Annotated in this window: 11 protein-coding genes; 3 read left to right on the plus strand and 8 right to left on the minus strand. The window is 33.6% G+C overall.

All coding sequences use genetic code 11. From position 1 onward, the window contains the following. Positions 1-3: 3 nt before the first annotated feature. The 5 genes from K5S59_RS23925 to K5S59_RS23945 form a co-directional block, all read right to left on the minus strand. Positions 4-723, minus strand: a complete 720-nt coding sequence (locus K5S59_RS23925) for a GntR family transcriptional regulator (protein ID WP_000560687.1) — start codon at positions 721-723, stop codon at positions 4-6. A gap of 164 nt (positions 724-887) precedes the next feature. Continuing rightward, the gene (locus K5S59_RS23930; protein ID WP_000626889.1) at positions 888-2,153 is read right to left on the minus strand and encodes a Gfo/Idh/MocA family protein; all 1,266 of its coding nucleotides are present in this window, start codon (positions 2,151-2,153) and stop codon (positions 888-890) included. A gap of 26 nt (positions 2,154-2,179) precedes the next feature. After that, positions 2,180-3,013, minus strand: a complete 834-nt coding sequence (locus K5S59_RS23935; RefSeq protein WP_033656313.1) for a carbohydrate ABC transporter permease — start codon at positions 3,011-3,013, stop codon at positions 2,180-2,182. Further along, complete coding sequence (locus K5S59_RS23940; RefSeq protein WP_000389888.1) at positions 3,006-3,950, minus strand: carbohydrate ABC transporter permease; 945 nt, start codon at positions 3,948-3,950, stop codon at positions 3,006-3,008. Before K5S59_RS23940 ends, K5S59_RS23935 begins: the two co-directional genes overlap by 8 nt. Before the next feature lie 53 nt (positions 3,951-4,003). After that, positions 4,004-5,254: an ABC transporter substrate-binding protein gene (locus K5S59_RS23945; protein WP_120449823.1), complete on the minus strand. Its 1,251-nt coding sequence runs from the start codon at positions 5,252-5,254 to the stop codon at positions 4,004-4,006. Positions 5,255-5,688: 434 nt separating this feature from the next. On the opposite strand from K5S59_RS23945, the gene K5S59_RS23950 reads away from it, so the two are divergent. From K5S59_RS23950 to K5S59_RS23960, 3 genes are all read left to right on the plus strand, one after another. Further along, positions 5,689-6,552: a PucR family transcriptional regulator gene (locus K5S59_RS23950; protein ID WP_000615936.1), complete on the plus strand. Its 864-nt coding sequence runs from the start codon at positions 5,689-5,691 to the stop codon at positions 6,550-6,552. A 102-nt stretch (positions 6,553-6,654) separates the two neighbouring features. Further along, on the plus strand, positions 6,655-7,758 hold the full coding sequence (locus K5S59_RS23955) for an ABC transporter ATP-binding protein (RefSeq protein ID WP_000829430.1): 1,104 nt from the start codon (positions 6,655-6,657) through the stop codon (positions 7,756-7,758). Positions 7,759-8,377: 619 nt separating this feature from the next. Continuing rightward, a complete protein-coding gene (locus tag K5S59_RS23960; RefSeq protein ID WP_000823168.1) occupies positions 8,378-8,842 on the plus strand; it encodes a hypothetical protein in 465 nt (154 codons plus the stop codon). A 19-nt stretch (positions 8,843-8,861) separates the two neighbouring features. Here K5S59_RS23960 and K5S59_RS23965 read toward each other — a convergent pair whose 3' ends face one another. The 3 genes from K5S59_RS23965 to K5S59_RS23975 form a co-directional block, all read right to left on the minus strand. Beyond that, a complete protein-coding gene (locus K5S59_RS23965) occupies positions 8,862-9,140 on the minus strand; it encodes a hypothetical protein (protein WP_000582864.1) in 279 nt (92 codons plus the stop codon). A gap of 28 nt (positions 9,141-9,168) precedes the next feature. Further along, positions 9,169-10,431, minus strand: a complete 1,263-nt coding sequence (locus K5S59_RS23970) for an MFS transporter (RefSeq protein ID WP_001161185.1) — start codon at positions 10,429-10,431, stop codon at positions 9,169-9,171. A gap of 146 nt (positions 10,432-10,577) precedes the next feature. Beyond that, on the minus strand, positions 10,578-11,990 hold the full coding sequence (locus K5S59_RS23975) for an S-layer homology domain-containing protein (protein WP_000756003.1): 1,413 nt from the start codon (positions 11,988-11,990) through the stop codon (positions 10,578-10,580). Positions 11,991-12,196 lie beyond the last annotated feature (206 nt).

A 12,196-nucleotide genomic window follows, 5' to 3' on the forward strand; every position in this document is an offset into this window, starting at 1 on the left:
TACTTATTGTAATTCGACTGTGTAAGTAAATTTATCTCCTCTTGCAATGGTCTGTGTGTATTCGATTATATTTTCTTTCGCATATGCAATCCGTTCTAGAGATAAAGATGGTTCATTCTTTTCAACTTGTAGCCATGTTGCATGCTCTTTTTCTGCTGCAATCGCTTTGAAACTTTCCACCGCGCGCGTGATATGGACTTGATATTTTGTACGAAAAATCTCGTACATTGGTGTTTCTTCTAATTCTTTCTTCGTTAAATATGGAAAGAACTTTACAGGAATATAAGATGTTTCAAATAGCATCGGTTCTTTATCAGCTAACCTTAGTCTTGTAATTTGATATACCTCTTCTTCATGATTAAGATTCATAATTTTCGATATTTTTTTATCACAATGAATTATGGAAAATGATACGACTGTTGATGATGGAACCTTTCCAAATTTTTTCATTTCTTCTGTGAAACTATAAAAACGAACCAGGCTTTGATTAAATACACGAGGTGAGACAAAACTCCCTTTACCATGTTTTTTATAAATATATCCTTCTTTTTCCAGTTCTTGCATTGTCTGTCTTACTGTCGTTCTACTTACATCATGAATCTCACATAGCTCGCGTTCTGATGGAAGCTTATCATGTTCTTGTAAATTCCCAGTTTCAATTTGTTCCACAATAATATCCATTAATTGGTAGTATAATGGTGTTCGATTATCTTTTGCAATCATGTTTTACTCCCTCATCTATAAAGTTGTTATAACCAGTTTATGGCTATTATATCGAATGAAAATAGGAATTACCATCACTTTCTCACATAGAAAGATAAGCTTATTCCAACTGTTAAAATTTACTTTAATCGTACATTTAATTTGTTCCTTTATATGCGCTCTTCTTATTTTGCTGGATTCATCGATTCTTGTAAGTCTGTCACATATTGCTTAAGATTTACTGTTTCACCCGTTATTCTTGATCTTTCAGCCGCAAAGGCAATCAAATGACTATTTGCCGAAATCATTGCAGACGTTAAACTTTCTGTTTTATTGTTTTTTACCTTTTCGATAAAATCAGTCATAATTGCATTATCTGCTCCCATATGTCCACCTTCTATTGTTTCTGGGTAAATCGTTTCAACCTCACCTGAAAAATATTTGACCTTCAATTCATTTAATACATCATGACCATGAATTTCACCATGTGTTCCCATAATTTTAAACGTACGGCAACACTCTTTCGTAAACGCAGACATTGTAAAAGCAACTGTTACATCATTATCAAATAGCAAATTTACTACTTGATGATCTACAACATCATTGTCACAATGGTACACACAACGCCCATAAGGTCCTTTTTTTAATGCCTCCAGTCTATTTTCAATGCTTGTATCAATAGAAACTACATTCGCTGGCCATTCATCTCTCTCGTGTAAATACCATTTTAAAGCAGAATATTGGCAGTTTTCTTCAACTTCACAACCATCTGTACAACGTAGCGTCGAACCCTTAGGTGCATGTTCGGATTTAAAATGAGTCAAACTTCCAAAAGATGAAATCTTTTCACACTCTGCACCCACAAGCCATTGTAGCACATCCATATCATGACAACATTTTTGCAAAATCATTGAACTTGATTCAGATTTATTACGCCAATTCCCTCTTACAAAACTATGCGCTTGATGCCAATGACCAACATTTTCATTCCATTGAATTGAAACGATGTCCCCTATCTTCTTTTGATCAACAATTTCTTTTAAAGTCCTATAAAATGGTGCATACCTTAATACGTGACATACTGTTAATAATGCGTTATATCTCGTGGCAGCCTCTGCAATTTCCAATGTCTCTGTAGGGCTTGGTGACATTGGTTTTTCTAATAAAATTTTGTATCCCTTCTCAATCGCTTGCATAACAGGTTTATAATGAAACCGGTCGGGCGAACAAATAAGCAATACATCACAAAGCTTTTCTTTCGCTAATAACTCTTCCCATGTTTCAAATTGCATATCTTCCGAAACGCTATGCATTTCAGAGAATTTCCGTCTTTTTGCATTATCCAATTCTGCAACCGCAACAAAAGTTATCTCTGTTGGATGTTCTAACGCGTAAGAAGCATAAGCGTACATTCCACGACTTCCTGCCCCAATTAATGCCGCTGTAATCATTCATATCCTCTCCTATTCTATTATTCTTATTTTCCACCTGTAATTGTAATTCCTTCAATAAATTGTTTTTGTAAAAAAACAAACAATAACAACATTGGTAAAATCGCTAAAAATGATCCCGCCATTAGTACCGGATAGTTTGTTGCATATTGCCCTTGTAGTGAAGATAAACCAACTGACAATGTCATCATATCTGGTGAATTATTTACAATCATCGGCCACATCAATTCATTCCAAGACCAGAGTGTTGTAAATATACCAAGCGCAATTAAACCTGGTTTCGCAAGAGGCAGCATAACATACCAATAAATTTGGAAGTGATTGCAACCATCTAATCTTGCTGCTTCTTCTAGTTCCTTTGGAACGCCCATAAAAAACTGACGTAATAAAAAGGTACCAAATGCACTAAATAACCCAGGTACAATTACCGCTTGTAATGTATTCAACCAATCCAGTTTTACCATAATTAAATATTGTGGAAGCAAAAACACTTGAGCCGGAACCATTAGGACGGAAAGAGTTAGTAAAAACAGTACATTTCTACCTGGAAATTGTATTCTAGCAAAAGCATAAGCTGCTAATGAGCATAAAAACAACTGCCCGACCGTTCTAGCTATTGTAACAATTACAGTATTCATCATAAATTTAAAAAATGGTAATAAGTTGAATATTTCCGTATAATTACTCCACATAAATTGAGATGGGATAATAACTGGTGAAACTTGAACAGATTCTGTATAAGTTTTTAGAGACGTTAATATCATCCAAATAAAAGGACCAATAGTTAATAAGGCACCTATGATAAGTATTACATGAATCATAATTGTATTTTTATTGACTGCACCTACTCTTTTATTCATCATAATGCACCCACTTTTTCTGTAATATCATTTGAATCGCTGTAATGATTAATATAATAATTAATAATACAACTGCTATGGCTGCCGAATATCCTTTCTCATTTAAAATAAAGGCATTTTGATAAAATAAATAAACAATAGATTGTGTATTTTCAATTACATTACTTGTTCTACCAATCATCATAAAGATGAGATCGAATACTTGAAATGCTCCAATTAAAGACATAATCGTTACGAAGAAAATAACTGGCGATAAAAGTGGCAATGTAATCTTAAAGAAAATTGTAATTGGCCGGGCTCCATCCATAATTGCCGCTTCATAGTATGTTTTAGGGATGTTTTGGAGACCAGATAGAAAAATAACCATGTTATATCCTATCCCCCCCCAAATCGCAACTATAATAATTGAATATAATGCAATGTTAGGGTTGGTAAGCCAATTAGGACCATCAATTCCAAACCATGATAACATGTAATTGAGTAACCCATAGTCAGAATTATAGATCCATTTCCATACCATAGCGATTGCAGCAGGCATTGTAATAACAGGTAAAAAATATAATGTTCTATAAAGGGATTTCCCTTTAATGTTTTGATTTAATAGCACCGCTAATATGATGGATAAAAATATACCGATTGGAACAGTAAGCACGATATAAATAAATGTATTTTGAAAAGCCTTTCCTAAATCTTTATCAGTAAACATCTTTTTATAGTTTTCTAGTCCAATCCATTCATAGCTACCAAACGCATCCCACGCTGTAAAACTAAAATAAATATTTTGCACAATTGGCCACATATAAAAAATGAATAACCCTAACATAGTTGGGGCAATCATGACATATGCCCATATATAATCTAATTTCTTTTTCTTTTTATATTTTTTTTGTATATGTGTATTTTTTTGCTCCACTACCTTTATTGATAGATCCTCCATCTCTTCACTCCTCCCATAATTTTTGATTTAAAGCAAGGAGAGGATCCCTCTCCTTATTTTTTAGAAAGAACTTCATTTGCTTTCTCTGTTAATTCTTTTGTTGCTTCTTCAACATTCAATTCTCCTCCCCATACCCTTTTTAATACTTTTGTTTCTTGCTCCCATAAAGCTCCTGTATTTTTCACACTCGGTAATGGGTAAGAATATTCAAGACCAGTGATATACGCTTGTAAATTCAAGTTTGGAACGGATTTAACCCACGCTTCTTGTGTTCCATTAAAAGCAGGAATGACTGTTCCAGTTTCTGCAAACACATCTGCTGCCTCTTTAGAACCTAAATATTTCACAAATTCCCAAGCTGCATCCGGATATTTTGTTTTCGCTGAGATGACATTTGCTAGACCATGAATCATAACAGCTCTTTCTTTTCCTTTTGGCATAACAGCAATATTTAAATCAGGATTTTTCTTATATTCTGGTACCATCCAAGGCCCGTCAAAAATCATCGCTACTTTACCTGATAAAAACAAATCAGATGCTGTTGTCTCTGTCATTTGAGCAAATGTTGGTGATAATCCTTCTTTAATAAAACTAATGTTATAATTAAATGCTTCAATTGCTTGTGGTTTATTAAATCCTACTGTTTTTTTATCTTTAGAAAGAACATACCCTTTATTTTGATAAATGAGATCATAATAACCACCTTGATTTCCCATTACTGCTGCAAATCCCCAAACACCTTTTTCCTTTTTCGTCAATTGCTTTGCAGCTTCTTTCATTTTCTCCCAATCCCATGAATCATCTGGATATGCTACTCCAGCTTCATCAAATAATTTTTTGTTATACCAAAGTGCCGTTGTATCAAAATCTTTTGGAATACCGTAAGTTTTATTATCTACTGTATATAAATCAACTAAAGATTTTGGGTAATTTTCCAATTTATAATTATCTTTTTTCGCTTTATCATCCAAAGGCATCAATACTTTTCCCGAAGCGTATTTCACGACATTTGGTCCATTCATCCAAAATACATCCGGCAATGCATTTCCTGTTGCTGCCGTTTCAAGCTTCTGAAAGTACTGTCCGTACGCTGTTAATTCTATTTTTACTTTAATATTCGGATGTTTTTCATTAAACTGTTGAACCACTTTCTCCACTGCTGGTAGTTGTTTCTTATCCCAAAGTGCATACCGTAATTCTATTTTTTCATCTTTAGATGACGTGTTAACTTTTTCGCCACTGTTAGAACATCCTACTATTGCCAATAGCAATGTTGACAAAAAGAAGATAAACCACTTTTTCATCCCTTTTCCTCCTCTAGAAACAATCATCTATATAACAAAATCTTTACTTATGTTTCTTGTAACTCACTGACAACAAATTAAACTAATATAATCAACTTTACAAAAGATTTGGAGCACCTTGTAAATAAAGCGTTCACAAACGAATTTTATTCATTTATAAAAACAATGCTCTTCTCTCCCTTCCTATCAATTTTAGTAGACTTATGTCATTACCAGTTGAAGGAATAAACTATCATTGATATATTATTTATACATATACCAATTCGATCACGACATGATGTTGTCATTACCAGTTGTTATGAAGTATAACACTATCACTTTTTCCTCCGCAATATATTTTCTGAATTTTTTAAATTTTTAACGCAAATTATGTCAATCCATTATCCCTATAGCATTTGTTATTAATAAATAATATAAAGATAAGGAGTGTTCATATGATTCAACAATTAAAAAGATATTACGATAAAGATATAAAAATTAATGAGGCCATACTTTCTGAAGATTACAGTTGGTTTTTGATTGATGGGAATAGAGTAGGAATTCGTAAATCTCGCTTACATAAACAAGAGTGTCAATTACTTTCATCCCTCTTAACTCCCCTCCATACTGACACATGCTATGAAACAGAAATAGAAAAGTATTGGTACGAAGCATTATATCAGAGTAAAGATATTCAAATAACATCTGTACGCTTTTTACATTTCTTCACAACGCATCCTATAACGGAACGAGAAGAATTTCATAATGCTTTACATTCAATACTTGGTTTTGATAATCCTACAATATGGGAAACTTCACAAACTGGAGTCCTCATCTTAACAGAAAATATATCTGAATATAGATTGCAAACAGCCCTTGATACGCTGGAAACAGATTTTTTTATATCCTTATCCTTTTTTGTCGGCAGACACTACACCCATACCAATCAAATTTCTCACTTGTATCAATGGGAACGAAATTTATTTTCTTATCTTTCTCCCTATCTATCAAAGAAAATTACATACATTGAACAACTCCTTCCTTATCAATTAATGACCTTATTACCAAAAGAAAAGAGGGAAAAATATACAAATCATTTATTAGCACATGTTTTCAATGATAAAGAGCTAATAGAGAGTATTAAAGTATTCTTCCAATGTAATTTAAATGTATCACTTGCGGCCAAACAATTATATTTACACCGAAATACTTTACAGTATCGAATTGACAAATTCATTGAAAAAACAGGATTGAATATAAAAACATTTGAAGGTGCTGTGGCTGTCTATTTGGCTTTTCTTTCTTTGAACATCTCGTAATTTTGCATAAAAAAATTAATATTTTTTGTGCAACTTGCCAATTCACCTTACAATCAATAAATCTTATAATTCAGTTAATTATAAAAATAGGGGTGATGTATAATGGCCGAACTCGTATTAGATCATATTTTCAAATTATATGATAATAAAACAACTGCTGTTTCTGATTTCAATTTACATATTCAAGATAAAGAATTTATTGTATTTGTTGGTCCTTCTGGTTGTGGAAAATCAACTACTCTACGTATGATTGCAGGTTTAGAAGATATTTCTAATGGCTCATTTTATATTGATGGTAAACTTATGAATGATGTCGCTCCAAAAGATCGTGACATTGCAATGGTATTTCAAAATTATGCACTATACCCACATATGTCTGTTTACGATAATATGGCGTTTGGTTTAAAATTACGAAAACTACCAAAAGATGAAATTAATCATCGCGTAACTGAGGCGGCAAAAATATTAGGTCTTGAAGATTATTTAAAGCGAAAACCAAAAGCATTATCGGGTGGGCAGCGACAGCGTGTTGCATTAGGAAGAGCTATCGTTCGTGACGCAAAAGTATTCTTAATGGACGAGCCTCTATCCAATTTAGATGCTAAATTACGTGTAAGTATGCGTTCAGAAATTTCTAAGCTTCATCGCCGTTTAAACACAACTACTATATATGTAACACATGACCAAACGGAAGCAATGACAATGGCATCACGCCTTGTTGTGATGAAAGATGGTATCATCCAACAAGTTGGTACACCAAAAGAAGTCTATGATACTCCTGAGAATGTTTTTGTTGGCGGATTCATTGGTTCTCCGGCCATGAATTTTTTTACTGGAACATTAAAAGATAACTATTTTCATATAGAAAACATTCGTTTTAAAGTACCAGAAGGACAATTAAAAAAATTGCAGAAAAAGGGATACAACCAAAAAACACTTATACTCGGTATTCGTCCAGAAGACATTCACGATGAACCAATTGTCCTTCAATCTTCTCCTGATTCAACTGTCGAAATTAATATTGAAGTTGCTGAATTATTAGGTGCTGAGACTATGATACATGGAAAACTTGAAAATCAAAGTTTTGTCGCACGAATTAATGCTCGATCAGAACTGAAAGCTGGCGATAAGCTTTCAGTAGCCTTTAGTTTAACAAAAGCACATTTTTTTGATAGTGATACAGAAGTACGTATACGTAACAATTAAACAAGCTTAATTGGTTATCCTAAAGTCAGACGTACGAAAAAAGCTGTGTAGTATGGCCTCTACACAGCTTTTTCCTCTAATCCCCTAAATATATTGAATATACTATTTAACGTTCTAATGAGGGCATTCTGCTCTCAAACATTTTGATGTCACTCATTTTATTTTCTCATTATATTCGCAGGGCTAAGGAGTGATTGTCCGTGTACTTAAAAACAAATGAACGCGATTAGTATCACATAACATTACGATACTAACCATGTCAAGCTCGTTACATATCCCTTCAACCAATACTTTGAAACACTCTTCTATAATCATTTATTTCGGAAAAATCAAACAAAAAATCTGAAGAAACTACCTATACTTTGGATACTTAAATTACCACGAACCTTACGATTTTTAGTAGCATTCCGGATCCAGCTCCCCTTTCATTCTATGCCTAAAGGCGATCGGCTTTCTTGTTGGGAAAAAGCTGTACTAACACTAAGTATAAGCGTAACAACTGAGATAATGACTCCTAATCCGATATTCACAAAACAAACTCTTACATTATATGGTATACCCTTTCCCAAAAAGAAAATAATAATAAATAAATCCGTTACAGAATGGGAGCTCTCTAAAAATGAAACGAAAAATATTTTCTCTCTTTGCACTAATCTGTTTAGCACTACCAATACAAGCTAGTGCATACACATTTCAATCACTACCAATTGAATCAAAGTCAAAACAGTGGTATATCCAAATTGATAAATCTTATAACGCAAACAAGCAAGCAGTGCAGCCAAAACAAGGTGTTTACGATACATATCGTTTACTCGTAAAAAACATCGGTAATGATGTGTCAAACGTAGCTGTAGAAATAGTTGATAACACTCCTACTTCTAAAGCTGCTTTTAATCCTACTACATTACATAACAACGTTTCAAAAAGTCAGACAAGCTTTGACTACATCTTATTCCCTTTAGACTTTAACAGCCATAATTTCAAAGTCGTCATCACTTGGGAAGAAAACAATTTCTCTTACAACGGTCATCCAGTAAATGAGGGTCAACAAATGAAACAAACATTTGTATTCAATGAAGAGTAAGCCCTAATTTGATTAGGGCTTACTCTTCATTTACAAAACCAGATTGAATTGCTTCTGTTACTTCTTTCGTGATGTCCAGCTTTGTTGCTTCGGTGCTAATTTTCTTATGCCAAATATGTACGGAAGGCTTTTCGTTACAAGGATGTTTTATTAATACTAGTGAATTATGCGTTAGCGTATTTTCTCTATGGGTAGCAATATAGACTGTGAATTTTTTTGCTTCAAAGATCTTTTCCTGCAAAGTGTATTGGCTGTCCAATTCCTTTGCTACTATACCGTTCAAGTTTTCTATAATCATATAAGTTATTCTCCTTTCCCTTATATCATCAATCAAATCGTCGAATACTTGGTACACATAATGCTACTCCAATTGTTACAAGTACTAGAATAGCTAATGTTATAATCGTTATCTCGCCACCTATGACAGTAGCTAACCATCCTACAACTACATAACCTAGTGGCAATAAAGCAAATGAACCTAACATATCAAGGCTTGCCACCCTTCCAAATGCTTCTTCTGGCACAAGCTCTTGTAAACTTGTTTCCCAAATGAGTCCAAATATCATCATACCGAACCCTTCAATTGCCATTAATACAATTAAACCAGGTGCCGAGGCAATAAACGGCATTATTAAAAGCGCACAACCACTTATTAATACACCACCATAGGCAAGTAATCCCCGCTTATGCCACCGTTCCCTCCCGCCAAATATTAGCGCGGCAATTACAGCTCCCACACCAGAAGATGCCATTCCTAATCCATACACGTATGCTTCAAAATGATGATGAACATTAAATAACCATGGAATTAATACGACGATAATTCCTGCATAGCAAATATTGATGAAAGAAAAGACTAAAATTGTAATCCATAGCCACGGATGACTTTTTAAAACGAAAACACCTTCCATAAACTCTTGTTTGTAATCGACCTTTCTCTTTTCAATGGGGTTTACTTTTTTAAACTTTATTTCTCTTAAAAATATTAAACATAAAAATGATAGCAAATATGTTACTGCATCCAGTCCAAATCCTATTCCGGCAGATGCAACTGAAACGATTAATCCTCCAAGAGCCGGTCCAATTAGTCGTATACCTTGATTACTCATTTGCGTTAATGCATTAGCTGCATTTCGAATTTCCGGTACAAATACTTTCGCTCTTACAGCCGCATACGCCGGCTGAAATATCCCTTCCATAAGCCCATATAATGCGACGAGTACATATAGAAGCGGAATTGTTAATACATCCATAAATATAAGTGTCGCAAGTAATAGCATTAATACGCAGCGAATTATATCTGTAAATAACATTAATTTCACTCGATCAATTCGATCTACTACTAATCCAGCAAACGGTAACGCAAGAATATTAGGAAGCATGTACATCGCCATAGTCATTCCCATTACAACTGTTGAACCAGTCAATGAATACACAACGACTGGCAAAATAACCATCGTTATCGAACTACCTAAAGTCGAAAGCAGTTGCCCAATCCACAAAAATTTAAAATGTGGTGATACTTTAACTGGCAATAACAATTTACCGACATAACTTACATGTTTCTCTGTTCGTATTTCCCCTTGCATACTTCTCTCCTCATTTCAAATTAAGTTAACACTAAAAATAAAGCAGAAAATTCAATTTTCAATACTTATAATTATATATGAAACTGTTAAATTATTGGTAAAAATATAAAAAAGGTGTTTCCATAAATGAAAACACCTTTTTTATATTATAATTTTAAGTTCTTCTTCAATGTCCAATATTTTTCTTGAGCATTTTCAAATGAAAATTCTACCCAACCGTTTGGATCTTCACGATATACATTTACTTTCTTACCATTTTCTAATTTTCCAACTTCATTTTGTGTAACATTTGGTACACTCTTAATTGTATAGCCAAATGGATATGGCACTTGATAGTAAGATCCTACTAATTGAACAGTAGCTGTTGCATCTTTTGCATAATCTTTATATGGAATCGCTTCGCCTAGTGCATTTACATTTAATGTATTAGGATTTTTCGCTAATCGTTTTACATTTTCATAATCTTTGTTATTGAAAGGCTTAATACGTTCCATAATATTAGCTATTTTTCCAGCCCATGCTTTATCTGTTGCATACTTAATGTTCATAGCAGGTAATGTGTAACCATTAAAATGATCCGCACCTTTTTCTAAGTAGTTCTTTCTTACATAGTCAGCATTGTAAGAAATACTTTCCTTGTATGACGGTAAATATTTTGCATATGCAAATGGATCCCAATCAAATGCCTTTAGTCCAAATAGATTATGTTTACGATATGCAATTTCTGATTTACCGTAACCAGATTCTAAAATTGCATGTGCAGCTAAGTATAATGCACTCACACCGTACTCATTTTGCGCTTGAACAAAATCTTTACCAGTTCCAATAAGCGGACTATCTGCATGGGAATTTTTAATAAACTCATCAATCTCTAGTGCCGTTACGTTCGATGGTAATGTCACATCTAGATTCATATATGATGGCTGTTCAACAGGAACATCTTTTTTAATTTGCATCGCTTTATATAATAATTGTGCATAGCTTTCACGTGTTAATACACCTGATGGGTCAAATCCTCCAAGGTTATTCCCTGCTGCTACACCATTGGATTGCAATGCACTAATTGCTTCTTTTGCCCACCAATGCGCTGCATCTATATCATTAAATGTATGTGGTGCTTTTACTTCTAATTTAAATGCTTTTTGTAAAATAACAGACATCTCAGCACGAGTTAACGATTCTTTCGGTCTAAACGTTCCTTTACCATCACCTACGAAAATCCCCATTTCTGTTAATGCCAAAATTTCTTTTTGGAACATCGTCGTTCCTGCACTAATATCAGAGTATGGATTTTTATAATCACTTTTCACTTCTGGTTTTAATGCGCGATACATTAATGCTGCTACTTGCTCACGAGTTACAACATCTCCAAAGCCAAATTTACCATTATCGTAACCTGCAATAACCCCTTTTGACGTTAAATCATTAATCGCTTCAAGTGCCCAATGATTTTTCGGAACGTCTGGAAATTCTTTTGTAGATGCAAACGAAGTTGCTGGAGCCATCACTACTTGAAGTGCGACTGTCACTGCTAACACATTAGAAATAACTTTTTTCATAATTTTTTTAACACGTTATGTATATGCTTGTCCCGTGTTAACTTGCCTCCCTTTATCGTATAATTTTCCCTATTAAACTAACAAACTCTTAATTAGTCAACAGTAAAAGTATACGTGATAAAAATAAACTAATCTACCATTATTTTATTCATAATTAGTATAATACGATATATCTTTTTATCCTGATATAAAATTACAAAAACTTA

Source organism: Bacillus sp. BML-BC051 (assembly GCF_019656175.1).
In the GTDB taxonomy this organism is placed as follows: domain Bacteria; phylum Bacillota; class Bacilli; order Bacillales; family Bacillaceae_G; genus Bacillus_A; species Bacillus_A mobilis.